Source organism: Paenibacillus sp. RC21 (genome assembly GCF_044907935.1).
GTDB classification, from domain to species: Bacteria; Bacillota; Bacilli; order Paenibacillales; family Paenibacillaceae; genus Paenibacillus; species Paenibacillus terrae_A.
Genome location: NZ_JBIYCS010000008.1, coordinates 156,178 through 181,300 on the forward strand (window position 1 = coordinate 156,178; position 25,123 = coordinate 181,300).

The window sequence follows — 25,123 nt, forward strand, 5'->3', positions numbered from 1 at the left end:
AATAAATTGAGAACTATCATTTCTCGTAACTTAATATTTTTTTACTATTAAATATAAATATGTATAATAAAAACAAAAAAATCCACGCCGACCAGTTAAGGTTAGCGGGGATTTCTTTTGTTCCTATCCGTTTAAGCACCTCCAATGGTAACGTAAGGCTGAATACTATGGTGGTGGTTAAGTGCTTGATCCGGCACAGTGACAATAAACAAAAAGCTAGCCGCGATGATCAGCAGTACCATTTTTTTCAACATTGTTCATCCACACCTTTTCAATAAGATTTAAAAATGCTGCTTTAGTTTCTGGAACCGAATAATCCTGAAAGTGTAGAAATAGGCCCATACAATTTATAAAATAAGTCTCATTATTTAGTTTATGATAACTGATCATTGAATACATCAAATGTTTAAAGCCATCAATGTAAGAACCTCGATGTAAATCATAATAAGCTAATTCGTAACCAAACCACGCGATATAGTCCGGTATCACCTGTTGAGTATACATATCATCGGATGGAGGCTGTTCAGAAAGAGAACTAATCTCCGTTTCAAACCGTTGAAGTATATCATCCACGTCCAATTCAAATCGGTTTGCTGCAATTATAACATTCAACAATTTGGAGATTTCCTCTTGTTCATTAGAGCCTGATGTCGCTGCAATATATTCAACATAATCTTGAAGCACGCTTATATCTCCAGACAAAAGCTTATATACGTGAGTATTACCTTCCGCCCAATGTTGAAACAAACCGATCCAGTGTCGGGTATCCTCGTCCTTCTCTTCGACCCAATCTAAATTAGCGTAGGCATATGTATAATCTAGAGCTTGTTGAAAATCGCCTTGGGCTTCACAGACACTTGCACACAACAGGTCAGCATAGGTGATGTACACAAACATAGGACGACTTAGCTTTTTTTCGGACTCCTTATGCTCTCGTTTCTTCTGTTGATGTTTCATCGAATATTGAATTTCCGCTTTCACCTTCATTTTTCGAGCTATTTCATCAAGCCTATCCCATTGACGCAAAGACCTGTACACGTTAGCCAAGTCCTTCAATGCGTCAAGCTGATCTATTTCATCCAAGCGCTCAACAAAAGCTTCAAATATCGTTGCTGCCCTGAGATTTCGGTTTTGATCGTCTCCAATCTGGATCGTGAATATACGATATTGACAGACTGCCAAGCGTTCAGAATGTTGGTACTTCTCCACTTCTGCTACATTCTCATAGAGCACCAGCGCAGCAGCATGTCGTCCTTGTGCCAATAGCGCTTCTGCAATTTCAAATAGTTTAGGTGAATAGAGTAGATTGTCCATGATTTGTCCAACGATTCGACTGATCGCATCCAGCTTGTCCAGCTCTGCACAACGATATAGCAACCGCTCAATTCGACGCATATTGGGAGAGTGTTCGATGATGTAGTCATCTATGAATCGTTCGTAAAAAAAGCCTTCCGGTAAATCCATAGCCTCAGTGATTAGATCAAGCTGGTTAACAGATATAGGACTATTACCAGTTACAATGCCACTTACTATTCCTCTGTTAATGCCTGCAATATTCCCGAATTGCGTTAGGCTCAAACCCTCTTGTTTTAGGTATTTGTCTAATTCCGCCCGAATCGTAGGTGTATGCTTCAAGTCATAACCACCCTTCACATAAAAATTCCATAATTTTATATTCTTTCATTCTATTTTTCTCCAAAATTAACCATATGTCAATATATTTTTTACTAATGTATAAAGGCGAATTTTGGCATATTAATGCATATGGAAATGGAAAGGACGAGTGATGGAAGCGGAAGTAAGAGGGTGAAAAAGCGCACTCCATAAAGAGCGCGACTTGTGAGCGAAGCGCTGGGGCATCGGTAAATGATTTCAATCCACGCACTCACATGTAGTGCGACAGCGAAAATGCAGTGATTGATACCCTATTGGTATCAATATCATACATTTTCGCAATAAACGATGCCGAAAAGGCTTGAATCAAGCATTGACATTCACCCATTACAACCCATCTAAGTCCTTTTCGACAAATTTCGAGGTGTGAAGGAACCGGGGTTTTTATGTGAGATTCACATTCGCACTTTATAAAATGAGGTATTTGTTGTCTATCCAGTTGAATCCAACATACATTTAAATACGGAGTTCCGCAAACTTTTCCGCCTTCTCTTTCCACTGTACAAGACAAGCTAAACGATCGAAGACCGTTCATCCAGAAATTCGGATGGGGAGCAGCCTGTCAGCCGTTTGAATATCCGATGAAAATAGGAAACATCACTATACCCCACATACTCTGAAATTTCACGAATCGTCAGTCGGGACTCGGTCAGCATGTAGATGGCGGTTTTAATACGTTGCGTATGTACATGCTCGCTGATCGTTTGGCGTGTTACCTCGCGCAGCAGTGTGGCTGCGTAGTTGGGCGTTTTACGGATCGCGTCGCCAAGCTCCTCCTTCGTCACCTTTTCCCGATAATGATTCTGAATATACTGCTTCATATGCTCTACATGCTTCTCTTTATCGCAAGAAACGGCACCCTTGTCCCACTCCTGATTGATATAAATCATCGCTTCGGTCAGCAAGCAGTCAGCCATCATTGCATAGTAGCTCGGACGCTCCGTCCATTGGTAGTACACCGACTTGATCCGTTCATGCAGCATATCGTAGCATCCCAGCTTGATCAGCAACGGCTGGTCTGTATTCAGTAGGGGGAGTGCGTGGTTCGTACATGTTTTGCGGCAATGTATCACATACTTGGTATGAAAAAGTGTAGGAATGCTCTTGCCGTAGTAAGGCAAATGTCCGGGCAGAATCAGCGCTTCTCCCTTGCCGAGAATAAACTTGCAACCGTTCACCCAATATACACATTTTCCAAAGGTAACCAAAATGAACAGTAAGTCATCGTCGCTGCTATTCGGGCCAGCCTTTTCGTACCAGTCTATACCATGGTCCTGTCGCATGTCCGTCATTGTAATCACGAGGCCCACTCTCCGATGTCTTAAAAAATTATTGTACTGTAGTACATTCATCATACTATAGTTCATAGTCTTGGCGCACGGGTACAAGTAAAATAGAACCATAGAAGTTTAATAGATAGAGAACTGAGGATTTTGCAAAAATCCTGAAGTGAAAGTGGATAGAAACCAAACAGTAAAGACATTCAGGAGGATGACATTACTATGCTTAAAACGAAAATTATCTGTACTATGGGACCTGCCTGCGACTCCATTCATTTGTTAAAAGAAATGATCCAGGCTGGTATGACAGTAGCCCGCTTGAACATGGCTCACGGGGAGCTGGAAGATCACGTTAAACGTATTGAAAATGTGCGACAGGCTGCGAAGGAACTGAACACCTTTATTCCCGTCATGATGGATATCAAAGGACCGGAAATACGGATTGGCAAGCTGAAAGAAGCGTCCTGTCTGCTGAAGCCAGGTAGCCAGCTTATTTTGACCACGGAAGAAATTTTGGGGGACGAGCACCGCATTTCGGTCAACTACCCGGATATGCCGAAGGATATCAAAGCAGGCGACCGTATTCTCATTGATGATGGCTTGGTCGATCTGACTGTAACCTCTATTGAGGGAACCGAAATGATCTGTACCATTGTAAGCGGCGGTATTTTGAAGCCAAGAAAAGGTGTGAACCTGCCAGGGATTCATACGACCCTTCCGGGCGTGACAGAGCGCGATGTGAAGCACATCCAATTCGGGGTGGAGCAGCGCATTGAGCTTATTGCGGCTTCTTTTGTGCGTAAAGGCGACGATATTCGCGAAATTCGCGAGATTTTGAAGGGACATAACGCTGAGCATGTACAAATTTATTCTAAAATTGAAAATGCCGAAGGTATGGAAAACCTCGATGATATTATCAAGGCTTCGGACGGTATTATGGTAGCCCGTGGTGATCTGGGCGTGGAAGTGCCGATTCAGGACGTACCTGTGATGCAAAAGGAAATGATCGACAAGTGTAATCTGGTCGGCAAGCCGGTAATCGTGGCTACACACATGCTGGAGTCCATGCAGGTCAACCCGCGTCCGACGAGAGCCGAAGTTAGTGACGTGTTTAACGCCGTTATGCAAGGAGCCGATGTGGTTATGCTGTCGGGCGAATCTGCTGCGGGTAAATACCCTGTTGAATCCGTACGGACAATGGCTGCTGTAGCTGCCAGAGCTGAATCGCAATTTGATTATCAGGAGCAGTTCGATAAGCGCAGAGCACGCCAAAGCACGAACATTACCGAGGTCATCAGTCAAGGTGCGGTTAGTTCGTCCCTGGAGCTGGATGCCAAAGCAATCATTACGTCTACGGCCAGCGGCTTCACGGCCCGTATGGTGTCCAAATATCGTCCGAAGGCTCCAATTATTGCAGTTACCCCGAACAATACGGTGTTCGCTAAAATTTGTCTGTTATCCGGGGTATTCCCGGTCAAAGGCGATAAGGTAGTGACGACGGATGAAATGTTCGAATCCTCCATCCGCAACGCCCTGAATGCAGGGTATATTCAAAAAGGAGACACCGTTGTCGTGTCGGCAGGCGTTCCTGTCGCAGAGGCCGGTGCCACCAACCTGATTCGAGTACATCAAGTGTAAGCGTAGATACAGACAGCAGAAAGGCGCTGATCCCCAACGGGCTCAGCGCCTTTTTTACATACTATTGTGTTGCAGGCTTACAGTCCAAACACACTCTTGGCAACGACCTGCGTCAACTCTGCCTTATGGGCTTGGTACTGTTCAGGCGTAATGCTCTTGCTGGCCAGCCGTTGATCCAGCTGCTCTGTCAACTGAGCCACCTGCAAATCAACGACAGCCTGAGCGTCCCGTTCATTATATTGTGCAATATCTGCCAAGGTTTGACCGTTATACAACGCATCATACAATTGCTCATCCGAGGATACACCCAGTGTTTCCAGCAGCTCATCATCCTTGGAAGCCTCACTATCCTGTAGCTGAAGGGCTCTTTCTGGAGCCAGTGCAGAAGCATTGGCCCGACTTCCCCATGTAGAGGACTGCCCAATAGACAACGCCAGCAACAAGGTGCAGATAACCATGATTCGTTTTCGATTCATAAGAGTAAAGTCTCCTTTTGATTTCTTTGAAATTCTGACAAGGTGGAGCGGTATATGGATATCCAACGGGAGTAATATTCATGCTTTTAGCCCATCTGGCTTTTATGTAGTTACCAGATTCTTAAATACATCATACACGCCCAATCTTAGCGCCAGCTTAATACTCGTTTAAAATAAACTAAAAGTTCGCATTGTAAACAGGTAACAGCAAAAAAATTTCACCGATGCTTGTAGGATGGCTCGTAAGATGGATGTGATCTATCCTTCGGTCCCTGTTTTTTTCTTTGACCAGATTTTTCGTATCCCATGCATACAGAGCAGCAGCAGAGGCAGAAAAAGGCCCATAGATAAGGAAAAAGGTGTCCATATTTTTGCATCCCAGGATTGCTGGTATGGGACATTTGGGTATATGATCACCGACATGACGATCAGGATCATTCCGATAGGGAAGATCAGCGGACGATCATCTTTTAGATTAAAGATTTGGCTAATGGCTATCATAATCGATTGCATATACAGAGCCAGCCTGAAAAAGAGCGAAATAAACCACATGGCAGCCATGATCGCTTCAATACGCTGAAGAAAATTTCCAATGTTTATTTTTTTGGCTAATGAATAGCTCGGATATATATTTCTTGCTGTTAAATCAGGGCCAAAAACCAAAACGGCCAATACAATGAGTACAACCAGAACCAACCCGCCAATCAGGCCTCCTGTTAAAAAAGCCCTGCGCGCTTGATCAGGCTGATCTACAAACGGAAAAATCATGAGAAAAACAAAATGGGTCAGAAACGCAATACTAATAAAGGACAAGGCGGCAGACCAAATGGGTCCAACTCCCTTCTCCAGCATCGGTTGGATGTTCTCCAGCTTGATATTGGATACGATTAAAACGACAAAAGCTGTATACAGCAAAATGAACAAGGGAAACAATAGTTCAGCAGAACGGGCTACCGTTTCCAGTCCCAGGCGCACGCCCATCAATACAATGAGCGCAAAGAGGATGTTGACCGCTTGCATCGGCGTTTCCGGCATCATTTGAGTAGTCAAAAAATTCCCCAAATCATACAACACCGCAGCAGGACCCCCCAGAAAAAACATAACCATAAACAGTAGAGCAATGGATTTCCCCAACCACTTGCCCAAAAGGGTCTCCATGATTTCGATCAGGGTCATCTGCGGATACAGGATGGTGATCGTGTTGTACAGCCATATCAACAGCAGCCCGGCGCCCACTCCGACGAGTGCAGCGATCCATGCATCCTGTTTAGCTGTAGCGGCCATAACAGAAGGGATGACGAGAATTGCAGTGCCGATTGTAAATAATATCGTTAAGATCAACAATTGACGTGTGGAGATTTTGACTTGCTTATGCACCATCCTCACCTCTATTTTCACGTTTATCATCCGGCTTGTTATTCTTGTTTGTCCCCAGCCTTTTCAGGGCATGTATACTGAGCAGCAGTAAGGGTAAAAACACCCCGAACGATAGTGCATAGGGAATCCACGTCTTGGTATCATAAGCTTGTTGATAAGGCACATTGGGATATACGATGGTCGACAAGGCGACTAAAAGAATGCCGAGAGGAAGCACTAGCTGGCGGTCATTTTTCAAGCGAAAGATTTGGGCTATGGCTGTCACAATGGAGTGCATATACAACGTGATCCTGAAAAAGAGCGAAATAAACCACATCGTAGCCATGATCGCTTCGATACGTTGTAGAAAATTGCCGATGCTAATTTTTTTGGCTAACGCATAGCTTGGATATATATTTCTTGCGGTTAGATCAGGACCTAGTACCAAAATAGCCAATGAAACGACCACGACCAACATTAATCCGCCAATCAGGCTTCCTGTGAAAATAGCTTTACGGGCTTGGTCGAAACGATTGACAGAAGCCGGGAAGATCATGAGCAGAATGATGTGAGGCAGGAACGCTGTGCTGACAAAGGACAGGGCAGCAGACCCAATAGGCCCGACTCCAGCCTCCAGTACAGGTTGAACATTTTCCAATTTAATATTGGACACTATCAAACCCGTAAAAGAAATATAAAGCAGAATAAATAACGGAAACATCAGTTCGGCAGAACGAGCTATCACTTCCAGTCCCAGCCGGACAGCCAACAATATAATAAGCGCAAAAAGAATGTTTACCGCTTGAATCGGTGTTTCCGGGATCATTTGAGTGGTCATAAAATTCCCCAGGTAGAATAAAACGGGAATAGGAGCATTGATGAAAAATGTGGCGAAAAACAGAAGACCGACAGCTTTGCCTAGCCACTTTCCGAGCAGGGCTTCCATAATTCCAATCAGGGTCTTCTGCGGATACAGCGACGCAAGCTTGATGTACAAATACAAGACGAGAAGCCCGGCCACGACCCCGACAAGCGCGGCCATCCACGCATCCTGCTTGGCTACCTCCGCCATGCCTGACGGGATGATGAGGATTGCGCTCCCGACCGTATATAAAGTCGTCAAGATCATAAGTTGACGTGCTGAGATTTTGATCTGCCCGGGCACTAATTTCACCTCGTCTTATTTTATTAGACCGATATGGGTCAGGAAATCGCTGAATGGTCTATACACGGCTGCGATCCAATCCAGAGGAGTAGGAATAAACCCACTTAATACCTTGGCACTGCTGATCCCGACCCCAAGAAATAGCAGGATGTAAAACAGCCAAAGTTCTTTTTTTAAACCCTTTTTCCGCATGTACGGGACCTCAAACATGCTGATTGCAACAGCGACCAGCAGTATGCCCAGCACGTTCATTATTTTAGGCAGCATCTTTTAACACCTTCTTTGGTAGGTTACTCCTTCATATCATTCAGGAATGAGCTGCCAATCGTGCCCAAGCGTCGAATTTTGAAATCGACCTTGATATCTACAGGCAATTCTGCGAAATGCTCACGATCCCAATTTTTTTTCAGTGCACTCCAGGTCTTCGGATCAGCACGGTGAATGGCTTCGCCGAACCCGAAAATGTCAGCTTTGTACGATTTTTGAGCTTTTCTGACGGCTGATTTCATAATCCCTTCGACCTTTTCTTCCTCTTTCTTCTCCAGCTCATAAATCGTGCTCACTTTAGTTAAATCCAGGCCCTGACATTCGACTTCTCCCACATTGGCCTCAACATGCATTTTAATATTGATCCGGGGCTCCCCCCTATGCACGTTTCCTTTTATGGCAGTTTGGGTCCGAATGATCTCCGTGACGACTTTTCCGCCTTCGGGGCAGGCCACAAAGCCGACAGAGCTTTGCACTTTGCCGAGAATGAAGTTGTAGCCCCTGCTTTCCGTTTCGTCTAACCATCCGATTAATTTGTCTTTTTTGAACACTGCAAGTCCCGAGTACTGTAAACGGACAGGTGGGTCGATCTGTTGGACATTGCTGTTCGATTCTCCCATTTCGGTATTGCCAACGATCCGAAGTCCTGTCAAGACAGGCTGCATTCCTTCGCTGGTGAGAGCTGCAATCAATTCATCCAGGGTTACCGTCATACTGGGCGACCAGTTTTTCTCTGATGTTTCCAGGGCGGAGAAAAGATCATTCGCCGGAATCGGGTCCAGGGGTGTCATAATTTTCAATGTGTCCTCCGCACTGGTGCCCTTTGACACCACAATATAAAAGTCGGTGCGAAACTGATGATCCCTGGAGAGTAAATCGAGAGCTTTCGCCATCCCTTCCGTTGCTATCGACTCACCGATTACGCATATGCGCAGGTGAGAAAAATACATTTTTCGGGGACTGAGCGTCGTAATTTTCCGGATGGCTTCAAACACAGTATCCGCTTCCGTGGTGTACAACGTGGCTGGAGCCCTACTGCCTGATCCTTTTTTGGATGCTGCTTCTCCGGGGTCCACAACCTGGACGGAGACACGGAATTGATCTCCATGTTTATCGATCCCCATCCCGACGGCGATAGCAAGCTCATTCAGCTCCCTGCGGTTCCAACAGCCCGTCAGAAGCAAGACGAGTGTAAGCATCAGGAACAGAAATGCCGTCTTCTGTTTCATGCTTGTCTACTCCTTTCCGTCTGTTCCTGTCTTCTTCGCTTTATTCCCGTGGTTTCCGAGGCGGGGTGCTGTTTCGGCGATTCACATTTTTCTGATTTATCAGCCGGGGACGTGTAATCATCATCCAGTGAGGAAGCCGAAAGATGGTATCCTTGGTGTCCGACGGTATTAAAGGGGCAAAAGGAGCCATATAGGGAATGCCAAACGAACGAAGGCTGCACATATGCAGGATGAGGGCAATGCCGCCGACGATAATCCCGAATAGTCCAAATGAAGCGGCAAGCCCCATCAAGGGGAAGCGCAGCATACGAAAAGCGATGGACATATTATAGGCAGGCAGGACGAAGCTGGAAATCGCAGTAATGGATACGACAATAACCATCGCCGCTGATATGATCCCGGCCTGGACAGCCGCTTGTCCGATGACGAGCGTGCCTACGATAGAGACGGCTGCCCCGATATACTTTGGCATGCGGACGCCGGCTTCCCGTAATATTTCAAAAGTCAATTCCATCATGAGCGCTTCGATAAAGGCGGGAAAAGGAACGGACTCCCGCTGTGCCGCCAGACCGATCAGCAGTGAGGTTGGCAGCATTTCCTGATGAAACGTAGTGATGCTAACATATAAGGACGGACCAAGCAGGGAAATGAAGACCCCGGTGTAACGAAGAACCCGGATGAAACTGCTGATGTCCGCACGCTGATAATAATCCTCCGCCGCATGTAGAAAGGAAACAAACAGCGCAGGTACGACAAGCACAAACGGGGTTCCATCTATCAGGATCGCGATCTTGCCTTCCAGCAGCTCGGCGGCGATGACGTCCGGGCGTTCGGAGTTGTATACTGTCGGAAAAGGGGTAAATGTTTCGTCCTGAATTAACTCCTCGATATATCCGCTTTCAAGAATGCCGTCTACATCAATGCGATTCAGCCGTTCATGTACTTCTTCGACCAATTTATGGTCCACGATTCCCTTGATATACATGACTGCGACATCGGTTTGGGTCACGCGGCCAATTTGTTTTGTTTCCAGCCACAGGTTCGGATCTTTAATCTTACGTCGGATCAAGGCTGTATTCGTGCGCAGTGTTTCCGAAAATCCTTCTCGCGGCCCACGGACGACATTTTCCGAGGCGGGCTCGGTGACCCCGCGATCCTTCCATCCTCGTGCGCTGGCCACGATTCCCTGCGTCTCACCGTCAACCAAAATGATTGCATCTCCGGATAACAGAGCGTTATATAAGGTTTCAAAGTCGGTAACATCCCGGATGTCCCCGATGGTCAGGGCGTAATCTTTTAAAATCTGCAATACATGGGAGGAGGTTTGGATGCTACGCTCCACGTCGCTGGACAAGCTGCTATCCAGCATCATCGACTCCATAATGAAGTCAGAGACTATATTTTTATCCGCCAAACCGTCGGTATAGAGGATCGCAATGATTTGTTCACCATCCTTGCCGATACGAACCTCTCTTATGATGATGTCGGTGCTGTTACCGAGTGCTTGTCTGATCCGCTGAAGATTTGACCCGATATTTGGACTGAGCTGCGCCTCTGAATGTGCAGGCTTACTCTCGGTGTGCTGGACAGGTGGCTTTTTAAACTTGTTGTGGATGCTTCTATTCCGAAAACGCATGAATGTTCGCCCTCTCCTTGCGGATGTTTTTTAATCCAGTATGGACGCAGTGGGCTTCTCATAAACTTACTATTGGAATTTCGATGGGTAGAAGGGGAATATGAAAAGAACCTCTTTCACAAGAATGAAAGAGGTTCTCAGGCATTTGCACCAATTACAATTTAGGATTTTTTCCATATTTGTTCTCAGCGGGTTGACTGTCTTGGCATAAGAATACAATCAGGATAATAGTACCAACAAGAGGGATTAAACTGATCAAAATCCACCATCCGGTTCTGCCTGTGTCGTGCAGTCTACGGGCTATAACGGCCAGAGACGGCAACAGGACAGCCAAAGAATAAAGGTACGTCAAGATCGGAGTTAAGCCCACAAGACCATCGATCAAACCGATTATAAAAGCCGCGATCACATTGAACAGAGCAAACATCCAGTATTCTGTACGTCGTGCTCTACCTTGGAATCCTACATAGTTTTTTAATCCATTTAAATACCATTGCATATATTTTCACCTCCTCAAAAAAATTTAAAGGTTTACTTTAAGGTAATTCAAAATTGTTCTTTTAGGTATATCGGCAGGAAGGAAATAGAATTTTACTTGTAAAATTATGGTTCTAAAATGGGCGTATACACAACTAATTTATTAATGTTAATAATTTAATGAATAATTTATAAAAATATAAAATTATATATTGAATTTTCCACATTCATTGAATAATATAGAGGTACGGTTAACCGTCAGGTTTGAATCCGCCTTCTTAACAGAAGGTACTTTTATTTTCCGAATGAATTGAAAGCGCTTAAATTCAAGATGGGGGGATGAGCGACATTTAATTCGAGGGTGAAGAAGCTAATACAAACATAATCCTGACCGCCTTACTTAATATCGTCTTATGTTTAACAATCAGGTATGTTCAAAAACGAGAGGAGATTAGTTTATGAAGCCATTATTTTTTCGCAAGGTAACGGCAGCTTCTCTGGCGGGTGCGCTGCTGCTGCCTGCCTCTTATGCAGGCGCCGAACAAATGCTCAATCCGGATACAGATGGGATTCAAGCTGCAGGGCAGATTACCCTTCAAGATCAAAACCAAGAGAACATTTCCATTCAAAGCAAAAAGACCGTTTCTTTCAAGGAAACTTCCGTACATGATCCATCCATTCTGAAAGTGAAAGATACATTTTACATTTTTGGTTCCCATCTTGCTGCTGCCAAGTCCAAGGACCTCATGAATTGGGATACGATTGCCACAGGAGTAGCGAATGGTAATGTATTGATTCCCAACGTCAAAGAGGAATTAAAAGAAGCGCTGGATTGGGCCCAGACAGACACGCTGTGGGCAGCGGATGTCATTCAACTGGCCAATGGAAAGTTTTACATGTACTATAACGCCTGCAAGGGTGACTCCCCGCGTTCAGCAATGGGTCTAGCAGTTGCCGATAAAATTGAAGGGCCTTATAAGAATAAAGGCATTTTCCTGAAATCTGGCATGTGGGGTCAACTGGGTGAGGATGGGACGATCTATGACGCAACCAAGCATCCGAATGTCGTGGACCCGGACACTTTTTACGATAAGAGCGGCAAGCTCTGGATGGTATACGGCTCCTACTCAGGAGGCATTTTCATTCTGGAAATGGATGAAAAAACAGGGAAGCCGCTGCCCGGACAAGGCTACGGGAAAAAGCTGACAGGCGGTAACCATGCCCGTATGGAAGGGTCGTACATACAGTACAGTCCGCAAACGGACTATTATTACTTGTTCCTGTCTTATGGGGGCTTATCGGCAGATGGAGGATACAACCTTCGTGTGGCTCGATCCAAAACACCGGATGGTCCTTTTTACGATGCTGAGGGCAACGATATGATCAAGGTCAAGGCGAATCCTGACAAGCCTCTTTTTGATGACGCTTCCATTGAGCCGTACGGTGTCAAGCTGATAGGGAACTATCTGATTCCAAGAGAAATTGGGGACTCGGGTACTGGACTGGGTACAGGCTATGTTTCACCCGGACATAACTCGGCTTATTACGATCCCAAAACGAAAAAGCATTTTCTGATTTTTCACTCCCGTTTCCCGGGCAGAGGCGAACAGTTTGAAGTGCGGGTGCATGAAATGTTTATGAACGCTGACGGTTGGCCTGTAGTTGCTCCTTATCGTTATTCTGGGGATGAGGATTCACTGAAGAAGTTGTCGGAAAAGGATGTCCTCGGTCAATACTCGTATGTAAATCACGGGAAAGAAATCTCGGCCAATATTAAGCAAGCCGTGACCGTCAGTTTGGAAAGCGGCGGCAAACTGTCCGGCGGCGCGAGCGGTACATGGAAGCTTGGTACAGGTAATCAGCTGGAGATTACGGCGGATGGCACGAAGTACAAAGGTGTATTCCTGCGGCATCTTGATCCAGATACGGGCACCAAGACGCTTGCCTTCACTGCCCTGTCCTCCAAGGGTGTTGCGGTCTGGGGTACGTTGAAGCCTGAGCAGAAGGCCAGCAAAATTGTAGCCGCGGTGCAGAAGGATTTGAGCTTGGGCGATACGAGCAACGTTTTTTATAATCTGACGCTTCCTACTCAGGGAACACAAGATACCACCATTTCGTGGGAGTCCTCACGTCCCGAGAACATTTCCGTGACAGGTGAAGTGTACCGTCCAGAAGCGGGCTCCCAGCCTGCAACGGTCACATTGACCGCGACCATAAAAAAAGACAAAGCAACAGCGAAGAAAAGCTTTATAGCCACGGTTCCCGAGCAGGCTCAGGGTCCGCAGCTCGCGCACTATTCATGGAGTGAGGATCAAGGGACAACGGTCGTGGATAGCACATACAACAACTATGATGGCAAGGCATTTGGGGGAGCCACATGGGACAAGGAAGGGAAGTCCGGCGGAGCTCTTGTTTTGAACGGCAAGGATGGTTATGTGCAGCTGCCGGGCATGGTAACGGATGCCGAGGACTTTACTTTTTCCGCGTGGGTAAACTGGAAGGGCGGCGCAGCCTGGCAGCGGATTTTTGACTTTGGAAATGGACAGAGCCGCCATATGTTCCTGACTTCATCCCAAGGAAGCGGAGTGCTACAGTTTACGATCCATGAAGGTACGGATCAAAGCTTGCTTTCGAAAGCACCGCTGCCATTGAACCAATGGACGCATGTAGCGGTTACACTGGAGGGGAACACTGGAAAGCTGTATGTAAACGGTGAAGAGGTAGCTGTTAATGATAGCGTTACCTTTAACCCGAGAGAACTGCTGACGAGCGAGGCTTATCTCGGCAAAAGCCGCTTTGCTGCCGATGCCAACTTTAATGGCAGTCTGGATGAGGTTCAATTGTATAACAAAGCGCTTACAACAGATGAAATTAAGGCATTGGCAGGTCTTTGATGCTGGTAAAACAATAACGTAACCGAGTAGATGCAGGAGACGGGCTTATTATAAAAAAAGTTCGTTTCCTGCATAATGTTTTATATATTTATTTTTCTTTTGCTGGTATAATAATAAGCAGTCGTGGATATACTGTTTTAAGTAGGCGTTGATGAATGACTTTCGCCTCATGAATACGGCTTAGAAACGTAAATAGATGACAAGAGCACTCTGCATAATTTAAATTCCCCAGTGCTTGCGTTTTCAATACACTTATGGTAATATGAGTATATTGAAATTGTGACCTGAGATTCGCATATTGTAGAGGGTTATTGTTTTAGGTTGAAATAACCTTGTACAATATGTGAATTTTTATTTGTAAAAAATAAAGGTCATATAAATATATTTTGGAGGTAATTCCATGCAAACAGGTACAGTTAAATGGTTTAACGCAGAAAAAGGTTTTGGTTTCATCGAGGTTGAAGGTGGAAGCGACGTATTCGTACATTTCTCCGCAATCCAAGGCGACGGCTTCAAATCTTTGGACGAAGGCCAACGCGTAGAATTCAACGTAGTTGAAGGAAACCGTGGACCACAAGCTGAGAACGTTGTAAAACTGTAATTTAAAATTACAGCCTACTTCAAATGCCCCGAACATAGCGTTTGGGGCATTTGTTTTTATCTGTTCACAGGGCCGTTTTTGAACTGATTACATCTTATCGCTTTATAAATCATGAAGAAAGAGGGATGTTTATGTACAATTCACGGAAAAAGCCAATGGATGAGATTCCTGAGGAAATTACAACTGTCTGGAATTGCGCCAGTGATACGTGCAACGGATGGATGCGGGATAATTTCGCTTTTTCTGTCGAGCCGACATGCCCCATTTGCGGTTCTGCCATGGTGAAGGGCGAGAAAAAGCTGGCCGTTTTGAATAATACGAGCTTTAATCATACCAAACAATCCTAATTGGATATATGTTTGTAGTAAAGGATGCCCCATAGCCGCTAACGGCGCTGAGGCGTCTTTTTTGTTTTTTTGGAGAATGCACCGCAAGGTGCTATTTTTTTGTACATCAGGATTTTGCAAAATCCTCACGTATGAATGTCTTGGTTCTCCGATTATGGCATGGGGGAAGGTTGAGATAGTATGCTCAGTAAGGTGGAATTAAATTCGGGGAGCGCGTCGTAGAATACAGCATGACCGCTTCGTTCAAAAGGAATAAGCCTCGATCCGGCAATTCCTTTTTGGGTTTCGATTGCCAGCGGGAAAGGGCAGACCTGATCCAGCTTCCCGTGTAAAATCCAGGTAGGTACACGGATATATGGCAGATCCGGACGTAAATCAGAATCACGCAGTGAATATAAAGTGAAGGCCATGCTGTGGACAGAGGATGCAAAGCCTTGGTCACGTATCCAATCGCGTAAGCTCTGGCTGACGGGGTTGGCAAACAATAGTTCGCCAAATGAAGTGACCAGTTGCGGTCGATCTGTATAGGCTTGCTTGATGAGCTTATCCACCTCCGTGACCGGAGTGCCTTGAGGAAAGTCGCTGGATTGAGTGAAACGGGGCGTAGCTGCTCCAAGAAGAATAAGCTGAGTGACTCCAAATCCCCGGTGCCTGCTCATATAGCGTACGACAACAGCCCCTCCCATGGAAAAACCAATCAGCCGCACCTGTCTTAGCTGGAGCGACTGAATGACAGCTAGCAGATCGTCCGCAAGCCGATCATAGTTATAGCTTTGCCACGGTCGATCTGACCTGCCGAATCCCCGAAGATCCACCTGAATACAGCGATACCCGTAAGAAGGCAGCAGAGCCGCCTGATATTCGTACATTCGATGATCCAGCGGCCATCCGTGCACCATCAGAATGGGGATGCCATCTCCTGTATCTTCTACATACAGCTTGACGCCGCGTTCTACCTCAACATAATATCCCATTGCTTTCACCCCTTTAGAGTCACGAAAATTCGTTCTTTTTCACATATATGTACCCGGGGCTTAGCTCATTCGAAAAAGGGATGGTAGCAGTCACGATTTGAACGTATTGATTGTTAAAAAATGTATGTCATCCCGTATAGCGATAAGATATAATGATGGGATGAAATAGCAACGGGAGAGTGGAACCATGGCACCATCAAAAACTTTAAAATGGATTACAGGCGGTTTAGAGATATTTTTAGCTATTCCCGTTTTGGGCGGCCTAATCGTCTTGAACTCTGCGTATACCGTGTTGTTTTTTATGATGATTTTCCATATTGTTACATTAGTGCTCTCGGTGGTAAACAAGGAGGCCTATTATGGATCTATCTTAGGGATCGTGACCTCTGTTGTCGGATGGATTCCGTTCGTGGGATGGTTAATGCATTTGTTTTCAGGTATATTTTTGATGATTACCGCAGCACAGCAGCCGCGTTATCAAGATCGCAACTCCTATGATGATTATTATCGTTACTAAAGTACAGACAGTTGAATCAGCAACCTGCTCTGTGGGATTACACCGCTTGTGAACATTTTGTGTGAAGTGAGAAGAAGGCTCTGTTGTTAAGAGAGCTTTGCGAAACGAATACAGTATCTGTAAAATGAAAATATAGTTACTCGTTGTTGCATAAAGCTAGACAAGTAACTACATCATTTCATACAGAGTTGTACAAGCTCGTGCCGGAAGATCCGGTATCGGACATTTCGCAGTTGTCACGTTTCCGAAATCATCGGTTGGGAAGTACGTATTGAAACATGTGGTCCGTCAATGCATTGAGCATGGCCTGGAGATAAGCAAAACCATTCTCATGGACGCGACATACGCGTATGTAGGCAGCCAAAAACAGAGGCCGCTCAACGTACTGGGAGTGCAGCTAAGCGCTGTTTTGCTTCGTCGCCAAACAGCAGTCAAAGCTGGTAAGAAACTGCCCAAGTTGCCGTACGTCAAAAGCAACAAGTAAAGAAAAAATCGAGCAGAGCAAAAGTAGCCCCTCCTCGGTAGAGGATGGACTACTTTTTTTGTATTACATTAGCTTTAATTCCAGTTCTGAGTCTCGTTTATGAAAAAGCTGAGAATCTCGAAATAGCTACATGACCTGAGCTGTTAGCTATTACTGGTGAATTAGCAATGGTAATAGGAAACCCAGATATATTTCTAAATTGAATTGTATCTCCGACAGCAAGAGCCTCAATTTGAACTAAAACCAATTGACCACTTGTTGCCGTGGTTACAGCAGGAGCGAGATATGCTGTAGAATTATTTAGTGATAACCCAATTGTTGCTTCTGGTAGTGTGGCAGTTGCAAGATTTATTACAACACTAATGTTATACAACCCCGCATTTTGTATTGTGAAAACACTTGTTACTGCGTTATAAGTAAGTGCAGTAGATTGGTTTGGAGTAATATTTAAAATGTTTGATCCCGAAGCAATTGTCTGAGGTTGAATATTACCGTTAAAGTATGCGTCTATAAACGTAGGAGGTGGGCCAGTGGGGCCGGTTGAACCTGTTGAACCTGTTATACCAACACCTGTGGCACCAGTAGGTCCAATAGCCCCGGTAGCACCGGTGATGCCAGAAACTCCGGTAACACCCGTAACGCCAGTAACACCCGTGACGCCAGTAGCCCCGGTAGCGCCAGTGACTCCGGTAACACCCGTGACTCCAGTAGCGCCAGTAGCTCCGGTAGCCCCAGTGACTCCGGTAACACCTGTGACTCCAGTAGCTCCGGTAGCCCCAGTGACTCCGGTAGCCCCAGTGACTCCGGTAACACCTGTGACTCCAGTAGCTCCGGTAGCCCCAGTGACTCCGGTATCACCCGTAACGCCAGTAACTCCAGTGGCTCCGGTAGCGCCAGTAGCCCCGGTAACGCCAGTAGCTCCGGTAACTCCAGTGACTCCAGTGACTCCGGTAACTCCGGTAGCGCCAGAAACTCCGGTAACTCCAGTGACTCCAGTGACTCCGGTAACACCCGTGACGCCAGTAGCCCCGGTAGCCCCGGTGATGCCAGTAACTCCGGTAACACCCGTAGCGCCAGTGACTCCGGTATCACCCGTGATTCCAGCAGCTCCAGTAGCTCCAGTAGCGCCAGTGACTCCGATAGCCCCGGTAACGCCAGTAACTCCAGTAACTCCGGTAGCACCTGTAGCGCCAGTAACTCCGGTAGCACCTGTAGCGCCAGTAGCTCCGGTAACTCCGGTATCACCCGTGACACCAGTAGCCCCAGTAGCGCCAGAAACTCCGGTAGCCCCGGTAGCGCCAGTGACACCGGTATCACCCGTGACACCGGTAGCCCCGGTAGCCCCGGTAACACCAGTAGCTCCAGTAGCGCCAGTGACTCCGGTAACTCCGGTAACTCCGGTAACGCCAGTGGCTCCGGTAGCGCCAGTAGCGCCAGAAACTCCGGTATCACCCGTGACACCGGTAGCCCCGGTAACGCCAGTAGCTCCAGTAGCGCCAGTAACGCCAGTAACTCCAGTAACTCCAGTAACGCCAGTGGCTCCGGTAGCGCCAGTGGCTCCGGTAGCGCCAGTAGCCCCGGTAACGCCAGTAGCTCCGGTAACTCCGGTAGCGCCAGAAACTCCGGTAACTCCAGTGACTCCAGTGACTCCAGTGACTCCGGTAATACCCGTGACGCCAGTAGCTCCGGTAGCCCCGGTATCACCCGTGACACCAGTAGCCCCGGTAGCCCCAGTGACTCCGGTAACACCCGTGACTCCAGTAGCGCCAGTAGCTCCGGTAGCGCCGGTAGCGCCAGTGACTCCGGTAACACCTGTGACTCCAGTAGCGCCAGTAGCTCCGGTAGCCCCAGTGACTCCGGTATCACCCGTAACGCCAGTAACTCCAGTAACGCCAGTGGCTCCGGTAGCGCCAGAAACTCCGGTAGCCCCGGTAGCGCCAGTGACTCCGGTATCACCCGTGACGCCGGTAACTCCGGTAACTCCGGTAACTCCGGTAACTCCGGTAACTCCGGTAACTCCGGTAACTCCGGTAACTCCGGTAACTCCGGTAACTCCGGTAACGCCAGTGACTCCGGTAACACCCGTGACACCAGTAGCGCCAGTGACTCCGGTAACGCCAGTGGCTCCGGTAGCGCCAGTAGCGCCAGAAACTCCGGTAGCCCCGGTAGCGCCAGTGACCCCAGTAGAACCCGTGACGCCAGTAGCACCAGTAGCACCAGTAGCACCAGTAACTCCAGTAACTCCGGTAGCACCTGTGGCTCCAGTAGCTCCAGTAGCTCCAGTAGCGCCAGTAGCGCCAGTAGCGCCAGTAGCGCCAGTAGCGCCAGTAGCGCCAGTAGCTCCGGTAACACCAGTAGCTCCGGTAACACCAGTAGCACCAGTAACTCCGGTAGCACCTGTGGCTCCAGTAGCGCCAGTAGCGCCAGTAGCGCCAGTAGCGCCAGTAGCGCCAGTAGCTCCGGTAACACCTGTAGCGCCAGTGGCTCCAGTAACTCCGGTATCACCCGTAACTCCAGTAACTCCAGTAACTCCAGTGACTCCGGTGACTCCGGTGACTCCGGTAACACCCGTGACGCCAGTAGCTCCGGTAGCCCCAGTGACTCCGGTAGCACCTGTAACGCCAGTAGCTCCAGTAGCACCAGTAACTCCGGTAACGCCAGTAACTCCTGTGATGCCAGTGACTCCAGTAGCGCCAGTAGCTCCGGTAACTCCGGTAATTCCGGTATCACCCGTGATGCCAGTAACGCCAGTGACTCCTGTAACACCCGTGACGCCAATAGCTCCGGTAGCGCCAGTAGCCCCGGTAACGCCAGTAGCTCCGGTAACTCCGGTAGCGCCAGTAACGCCAGTAACGCCAGTAACTCCAGTGACTCCGGTGACTCCGGTAACACCCGTGACGCCAGTAGCTCCGGTAGCCCCAGTGACTCCGGTAGCACCTGTAACGCCAGTAGCTCCAGTAGCACCAGTAACTCCGGTAACGCCAGTAACTCCTGTGATGCCAGTGACTCCAGTAGCGCCAGTAGCTCCGGTAGCTCCGGTAACTCCGGTAACTCCGGTATCACCCGTGATGCCAGTAACTCCAGTAACGCCAGTAGCCCCGGTAACGCCAGTAGCGCCAGTGACCCCAGTGACCCCAGTAGAACCCGTGACGCCAGTAGCACCAGTAACTCCGGTAGCACCTGTAGCACCTGTAGCACCTGTAGCACCTGTAGCTCCAGTAGCGCCAGTAGCTCCTGTGACTCCAGTAGCGCCAGTAGCCCCAGTAACGCCAGTAGCTCCGGTAGCGCCAGTGACTCCGGTATCACCCGTGACGCCAGTAGCGCCAGTGACTCCGATAGCCCCGGTAACTCCAGTAACTCCGGTTGCACCTGTTACGCCAGTAACTCCAGTAGCCCCGGTAACTCCAGTAAAGCCAGTAGCTCCGGTAGCGCCAGTGACTCCGGTAGCCCCCGTGATGCCAGTAACTCCGGCTGCACCTGTTACGCCAGTAAAGCCAGTAGCTCCAGTAGCCCCTGTTACGCCAGTGACCCCGGTAGCACCCATGATTCCAGTAACTCCTGTGACTCCAGTAACGCCAGTGGCCCCCGTAACTCCTGTGGCTCCGGTAGCCCCGGTAACTCCAGTAACGCCAGTAACTCCGGTAGCCCCCGTAACGCCAGTGACTCCGGTTGCACCTATTACGCCAGTAACTCCGGTAACACCCGTAACGCCAGTAGCTCCGGTAACGCCAGTAGCTCCGGTAGCGCCAGTGGCTCCCGTTAGCCCTGTCGGTCCCGCGCCTTTTGCTACAAGCAATTCGGAAGATACAACACGGTGAGCTGTCACTAACTGCCCCATTGAATTTTTACCCCAGACTGAAACTTGAATCTCATTTTCTGTAACACTTTCAGTGGTAAAAACAAACTCAAATGAATTAAAATCAGCATAATAATCTTTTGTAATCACTTCATTTGAATTTACAGTTATAAAATCAAGCACATATAACGTTCTTGTACCATTTAGATAAAAACCCTGAATCAATACCGTAGAAGAATTCACAGTATCACGATTATCAATTTTCACGGTAACTCGATGAGTAGGCCGAATACCACTGACATAATTATTTTCTATGGGTCCAGTTGATATAACCGCCATATATTGGATTCTCCTTTTGTCTAAAGTAACGAAGCTATAATCCTATCACTAATGCCACCTCTTCTATAACTAGTATTGAGATTCGAATGTTCACGATTTATATAATATGTAACATCTATATATACGTGTGGACATTTCCTATGTGATAAAAACCCCTTTTGATAAGGGAGCCTTTTTTGTGGGGCACAAAAAATACCGCTCCGCCTGCCGAAAAAGCAGGGGAGCGGTATTTTTTAATTCGTATGCTTTTGTATGGGAAAGCCGGATCATGAGAAACGTTACGGGTAGCTGTATGTGATGACAGGTTACTTCGTTGCCGCTGACTTAGCTGGAGCTTTACTTGTTCCTACTGGCGGTTGGGACGGTTTAACGCCGTTTACTAAATCCGTAACTATTTTCTCTAGGTTAGAGATTCGATTGTTGTATTCGGTGTCAGTAACTTTACCGTTTTTCTTTTCTTCAGCCATCCTCGATTTCGTGTCGGAAACGAGCAAACTAATGACTTCTTTCACGTTCACGCTTTGTGCCTTTGCGATCGCAGCGAGCGTTTTACCGGCTTTCAATTGTGTGTTCAGTTCGCTGGAAGATAGACCTAGCAGCTTCAAAAGGGCTTTATTCTCCGCATAATTACCGCCCGCCGCTTTCGGGCCGTTGGCATCGCCAGGAAGTACATTCCCTTTGGCGGCGAGCAGTTTCTCGGCCATAGCGGAATAGTCCGTTGTATTGGATGCGTTAGCTCCGGCAGGAGGATTTTCCTTCAGCCATGTGGAGAGATTCGTTTTCAGCTTTTCTTTGGACACGCCTTGCTTCTCAGCCACTTCACCCAAGGTGTTTTGTTTAAGTTGGGTTCTAAGCGCATCGTTATCAAGGGACAATAGCTTGCCCAGCTTGTCCTGAAATTGACCGATTTGTCCAAATTGTCCTTGTGCATCCGTAGGCGGCTTTTGTGAAGCATTAGCAGATTTGTCAGCTGTAGCGGCAGCAGCGTGAACCGCGCCCGCAGAATAAAGTGCTCCACCTCCTAGAAATGCCAATGCCATCGTTCCAGCCAAAATTGCTTTCCTGGTGTTCTTCATCTTCATTTTCCACCTTTCGGTTAGGGTGTGTTTGGTACGAGATTTATCATAAGATATGAACTTGAATGCTGTCTGAGTGCAAGCTGAGCATTTGCTGAATAGGTTTTTTTTGGGCGGCATGACTAAAATTTTAACTGAACATTTACTTGTATTATGTGTATTAAGTGATATAATACACTATATGCACGATAGATGCAGCGGATTAGGGGGAAAAACCCATGGAAGAGCAAAGGGCTGGCTCGCTTCGGTTTTTAATTGATTTTAGCCAGCCATTATATGAACAAATATTAAATCAGGTACGAAGCTCCATTGCCAAAGGGGAGATTGAAATGGGAAGCAAAATGCCGTCCGTTCGTGATCTGGCACAGGAATTGCGTATGAATCCGAATACTGTGATGCGGGCGTATCAGGAGCTGGAGCGGGACGGACTGACTGAGAAGCGGCGCGGCTTGGGAACCTATGTTACGTCGTCCAGTGAGCGGGTAGACAGCTTTCGGGAACAACTGGCCCTGACGTATATAGATCAGTTCCTGGGACAGATGAGCAGTCTGGGGCTGTCATGGGAGGATGTACAGCGGTATATAGGAAGCAAACAGAACGGGAAAGATGACGAAGGAGGCGAAGGGGCATGACGGAATCTATTGTGGTTGCGAGTCATCTGACGAAGCAATATGAAAGTAAAAAAGCGCTGGACCACTTGGATGTCGTCATTCCGGCGGGACGCATTGTAGGGGTGCTTGGACCCAATGGTTGCGGGAAGTCAAGCTTGTTTCGGGCGATCACCGGATTGATTCGGCCGGACGGAGGCGAGCTTTACGTGTTGGGGCAAAAGCCCGGTTGGGAAACCAACCGTGGCATATCCTACCTGCCTGACCGGGCCCGCTGGTACCCCAATCATACGGTGCAGCAGACACTGGAGTGGGGACAGTCCTTTTTGCCCGGCTTTAATATGAAGGATGCGCATAAGCTGGCTGATCATATGGACGTAGAGTTGGAGTTGAAAATGACCGGGTTGAGCCGCGGGCAGGAGGCCCGTGTGCTGCTGATTCTGTGTCTGGCGCGTGAGGTTCCGCTTATGATCCTGGATGAACCCTTTGCTGGCATTGATGTCCTTTCCAGAGAAGCAATCGTGGCCGGTATTATTGATTATTTGGAGGATCGGCAGCAATCCATACTCATGAGTACACATGATATTCAGGAAGTGGAAGGTTTATTTGATTACACGATTATGATGGACCGCGGACGGGTGATATGGTCCGGTGATTCGGATGATCTACGTGGAGAGCATGGATCACTGAATCAGGTGTTCCGCAATTTGTACAAAAAGGAGTGGAAGGCGTGAATTCATCAGGGCTGTTCAAAGATTTGATACGCCATGAATTTCGAAATAAAGGAAGCTGGAGAAAGCAGAGCCGCAATCGACTGCCCAGAACGTGGAGACTTGTATATTTCTCACTATTTCTAATTGCGGCGTTCGTTATTTCCTTGTATTTCGCGCTTCACAACCAACTCGAATTGACAAGGCTGTGGTATGTCACCCTAGGCTTGCCGTACATGATCATTTTCATGGGTGTGGGAAGTCTGAGAAGAGAATGGGAGAATGACACCTACGGATGGTGGCTGACCCTGCCCTATCCGCGCATGTGGCTGATTAGCGCCAAATGGATTGCTGCTATTTTACAAGCCATGGTCGTGACATTGTTCCTGTTTGTGGTAGGTTCTCTGTACGCGCTGTTCATCTCATCAACCATCCAGCCTTATACGTTTGCGGATGCAGCGTCCTTTATTATAGCTGGATTGAACTGGTTTGTGATGATTATCGCTTTCACACCGTTTGTTATTGCGCTGGGTCTGCTGACGGCCAGTACCAAATACAGCACTTTGCGGCCGATTAGCCCGATACTGTGGATTCTTTTGATGGGTGGTGGGAGTGTCTTTTATTGGTCAGGCGATCAGGGGCTTTATGAGCAGTTTGACCATGTTCAGACAGGACAATGGTTTCCTTTTACTTGGCATTTCCCGGTTGCGGTGTTGATCAGTTGGGTTGCTGCATACGCATTAATCCGCTTGAACGCTTATTTGCTGGAGAAAAGGCTGTCAATTTAGCAAACGATCCAATGACATATATATAGGAAGGGAGTTTCACTATGGCGACGATATTCATCTATGCATTGTTGGCTGTTTTGGTGGGGCTGATGATCTGGTTGAGAACCAAAAGACGAGGGGGGCCGGTCAAAGGAAACGGAGTGCGTCTTTTGCTTCCCTTGTTTATAGCATTCCCACTCATGATGATGTCTGTGTACCAATTGATGCATATTCCCGGCCAAACGCATGCGCTTCCCGCCTTTTGGGAGCTGCTGGCTGCCGGGCTGTTAGGTGCGGTGTTTGGTTACGTCATTCTGCTGCATACGGCATATGAGAGACGGGACGACGGACACATTTATCCCAAGCCGAACCAATATTTTAAATACATTATTATCTCCATTATTTTGCTTCGCGTCGTTTTGACCCAGTATCTTAGTAGCTTGGGTACGACCGAGATTAGTCTACTGGCGATTACGATGGCGGTCGTCTACATCTCCATCTGGCGGATTGGGAGCTTCGTTAAGTTTCGGAGAACGTTATCGGTATAAATGGTATAAATCGTGTAAAGAAGCGGGTTTTCTGTTCAAAAGCGTTCATTCGCTTGGTGATAGAACCTGTTTCTTTGTGGCTTCATCATAAATTCAACGGGCCACAAGTATAAAAATTTGAAAGGAGGGAGCATTGAGGTTTCAAAAGAATCGATTGGGGTTTAAAGGATAGGAGAGGATGTTGTAAATTATTTTTTTTCGTGGTAAGCTGTAACCATATTAGTTACATAAAAGGGAATCGTTTTCCATATTATTTTATAAGAT

At 47.3% G+C, this 25,123-nt stretch carries 23 protein-coding genes and 1 pseudogene; 11 read left to right on the forward strand and 13 right to left on the reverse strand.

Annotation, left to right across the window (positions count from 1 at the left end; genetic code table 11):
• Positions 1-216: 216 nt before the first annotated feature.
• Both ABIA61_RS22045 and ABIA61_RS22050 read right to left on the reverse strand, forming a co-directional pair.
• Positions 217-1,635 (reverse strand): helix-turn-helix domain-containing protein, encoded by a 1,419-nt coding sequence (locus ABIA61_RS22045; protein ID WP_283654218.1) that lies wholly within the window; start codon positions 1,633-1,635, stop codon positions 217-219.
• A 551-nt stretch (positions 1,636-2,186) separates the two neighbouring features.
• Positions 2,187-2,975: a helix-turn-helix transcriptional regulator gene (locus ABIA61_RS22050; RefSeq protein WP_283657528.1), complete on the reverse strand. Its 789-nt coding sequence runs from the start codon at positions 2,973-2,975 to the stop codon at positions 2,187-2,189.
• 201 nt (positions 2,976-3,176) lie between these two features.
• Here ABIA61_RS22050 and pyk point away from each other — a divergent pair, with 201 nt between their 5' ends.
• The gene (gene pyk / locus ABIA61_RS22055; protein WP_283654221.1) at positions 3,177-4,592 is read left to right on the forward strand and encodes a pyruvate kinase; all 1,416 of its coding nucleotides are present in this window, start codon (positions 3,177-3,179) and stop codon (positions 4,590-4,592) included.
• A gap of 77 nt (positions 4,593-4,669) precedes the next feature.
• On the opposite strand, the gene ABIA61_RS22060 is transcribed toward pyk, so the two are convergent.
• From ABIA61_RS22060 to ABIA61_RS22090, 7 genes are all read right to left on the reverse strand, one after another.
• The gene (locus ABIA61_RS22060; protein WP_044646453.1) at positions 4,670-5,068 is read right to left on the reverse strand and encodes a hypothetical protein; all 399 of its coding nucleotides are present in this window, start codon (positions 5,066-5,068) and stop codon (positions 4,670-4,672) included.
• Positions 5,069-5,326: 258 nt separating this feature from the next.
• Entirely contained in the window at positions 5,327-6,448 is a 1,122-nt protein-coding gene (locus tag ABIA61_RS22065; RefSeq protein WP_404520905.1) for a GerAB/ArcD/ProY family transporter, read from the reverse strand.
• On the reverse strand, positions 6,438-7,589 hold the full coding sequence (locus tag ABIA61_RS22070) for a GerAB/ArcD/ProY family transporter (protein ID WP_283654223.1): 1,152 nt from the start codon (positions 7,587-7,589) through the stop codon (positions 6,438-6,440). Before ABIA61_RS22070 ends, ABIA61_RS22065 begins: the two co-directional genes overlap by 11 nt.
• A 15-nt stretch (positions 7,590-7,604) precedes the next feature.
• On the reverse strand, positions 7,605-7,856 hold the full coding sequence (locus ABIA61_RS22075; RefSeq protein WP_283657531.1) for a hypothetical protein: 252 nt from the start codon (positions 7,854-7,856) through the stop codon (positions 7,605-7,607).
• A 23-nt stretch (positions 7,857-7,879) separates the two neighbouring features.
• Entirely contained in the window at positions 7,880-9,085 is a 1,206-nt protein-coding gene (locus ABIA61_RS22080) for a Ger(x)C family spore germination protein (RefSeq protein WP_283654224.1), read from the reverse strand.
• A gap of 40 nt (positions 9,086-9,125) precedes the next feature.
• Complete coding sequence (locus tag ABIA61_RS22085) at positions 9,126-10,721, reverse strand: spore germination protein (RefSeq protein WP_283657532.1); 1,596 nt, start codon at positions 10,719-10,721, stop codon at positions 9,126-9,128.
• A gap of 154 nt (positions 10,722-10,875) precedes the next feature.
• Positions 10,876-11,220: a DUF805 domain-containing protein gene (locus ABIA61_RS22090; protein WP_283654225.1), complete on the reverse strand. Its 345-nt coding sequence runs from the start codon at positions 11,218-11,220 to the stop codon at positions 10,876-10,878.
• 436 nt (positions 11,221-11,656) lie between these two features.
• Here ABIA61_RS22090 and abnB point away from each other — a divergent pair, with 436 nt between their 5' ends.
• The 3 genes from abnB to ABIA61_RS22105 all read left to right on the forward strand — a co-directional run bounded on the left by abnB (position 11,657) and on the right by ABIA61_RS22105 (position 15,040).
• Positions 11,657-14,092 (forward strand): arabinan endo-1,5-alpha-L-arabinosidase AbnB, encoded by a 2,436-nt coding sequence (abnB, locus tag ABIA61_RS22095; protein ID WP_283654226.1) that lies wholly within the window; start codon positions 11,657-11,659, stop codon positions 14,090-14,092.
• Positions 14,093-14,492: 400 nt separating this feature from the next.
• Complete coding sequence (gene cspD, locus ABIA61_RS22100) at positions 14,493-14,693, forward strand: cold-shock protein CspD (protein ID WP_013308356.1); 201 nt, start codon at positions 14,493-14,495, stop codon at positions 14,691-14,693.
• Positions 14,694-14,824: 131 nt separating this feature from the next.
• Positions 14,825-15,040: a cold-shock protein gene (locus ABIA61_RS22105; RefSeq protein WP_013308357.1), complete on the forward strand. Its 216-nt coding sequence runs from the start codon at positions 14,825-14,827 to the stop codon at positions 15,038-15,040.
• 152 nt (positions 15,041-15,192) lie between these two features.
• On the opposite strand, the gene ABIA61_RS22110 is transcribed toward ABIA61_RS22105, so the two are convergent.
• A complete protein-coding gene (locus ABIA61_RS22110; protein ID WP_404581259.1) occupies positions 15,193-16,014 on the reverse strand; it encodes an alpha/beta fold hydrolase in 822 nt (273 codons plus the stop codon).
• Positions 16,015-16,201: 187 nt separating this feature from the next.
• Here ABIA61_RS22110 and ABIA61_RS22115 point away from each other — a divergent pair, with 187 nt between their 5' ends.
• Complete coding sequence (locus tag ABIA61_RS22115) at positions 16,202-16,531, forward strand: hypothetical protein (RefSeq protein WP_404581260.1); 330 nt, start codon at positions 16,202-16,204, stop codon at positions 16,529-16,531.
• A 271-nt stretch (positions 16,532-16,802) separates the two neighbouring features.
• Positions 16,803-17,015 carry a hypothetical protein gene (locus ABIA61_RS22120; protein WP_404520908.1) on the forward strand — a complete coding sequence of 71 codons (213 nt, stop codon included), beginning with the start codon at positions 16,803-16,805 and terminating at the stop codon, positions 17,013-17,015.
• Between the two features lie 97 nt (positions 17,016-17,112).
• Here the strand turns inward: ABIA61_RS22120 and ABIA61_RS26655 are convergent, their stop codons facing one another.
• Both ABIA61_RS26655 and ABIA61_RS22125 read right to left on the reverse strand, forming a co-directional pair.
• Positions 17,113-17,388 (reverse strand): hypothetical protein, encoded by a 276-nt coding sequence (locus tag ABIA61_RS26655; protein WP_404559608.1) that lies wholly within the window; start codon positions 17,386-17,388, stop codon positions 17,113-17,115.
• A 489-nt stretch (positions 17,389-17,877) separates the two neighbouring features.
• A pseudogene (locus ABIA61_RS22125) lies at positions 17,878-20,274 on the reverse strand (hypothetical protein); the annotation flags it as partial.
• A 67-nt stretch (positions 20,275-20,341) separates the two neighbouring features.
• On the opposite strand from ABIA61_RS22125, the gene ABIA61_RS22130 reads away from it, so the two are divergent.
• Positions 20,342-20,833 (forward strand): hypothetical protein, encoded by a 492-nt coding sequence (locus ABIA61_RS22130; RefSeq protein ID WP_404581272.1) that lies wholly within the window; start codon positions 20,342-20,344, stop codon positions 20,831-20,833.
• A 622-nt stretch (positions 20,834-21,455) separates the two neighbouring features.
• Here the strand turns inward: ABIA61_RS22130 and ABIA61_RS22135 are convergent.
• Entirely contained in the window at positions 21,456-22,226 is a 771-nt protein-coding gene (locus tag ABIA61_RS22135) for a hypothetical protein (RefSeq protein WP_404521667.1), read from the reverse strand.
• A gap of 218 nt (positions 22,227-22,444) precedes the next feature.
• Between ABIA61_RS22135 and ABIA61_RS22140 the strand changes: the two genes are divergently transcribed.
• From ABIA61_RS22140 to ABIA61_RS22155, 4 genes are read left to right on the forward strand one after another with little or no spacing between them, the layout of a single operon-like run.
• The gene (locus tag ABIA61_RS22140) at positions 22,445-22,858 is read left to right on the forward strand and encodes a GntR family transcriptional regulator (RefSeq protein WP_404581261.1); all 414 of its coding nucleotides are present in this window, start codon (positions 22,445-22,447) and stop codon (positions 22,856-22,858) included.
• Positions 22,855-23,568: an ABC transporter ATP-binding protein gene (locus tag ABIA61_RS22145; protein ID WP_283654235.1), complete on the forward strand. Its 714-nt coding sequence runs from the start codon at positions 22,855-22,857 to the stop codon at positions 23,566-23,568. The genes ABIA61_RS22140 and ABIA61_RS22145 overlap by 4 nt, the downstream gene beginning before the upstream one ends.
• Positions 23,565-24,332 (forward strand): ABC transporter permease subunit, encoded by a 768-nt coding sequence (locus ABIA61_RS22150; RefSeq protein WP_283654236.1) that lies wholly within the window; start codon positions 23,565-23,567, stop codon positions 24,330-24,332. Before ABIA61_RS22145 ends, ABIA61_RS22150 begins: the two co-directional genes overlap by 4 nt.
• A gap of 41 nt (positions 24,333-24,373) precedes the next feature.
• Entirely contained in the window at positions 24,374-24,859 is a 486-nt protein-coding gene (locus tag ABIA61_RS22155; RefSeq protein ID WP_283654237.1) for a cytochrome c biogenesis protein CcdC, read from the forward strand.
• Positions 24,860-25,123: the final 264 nt, after the last annotated feature.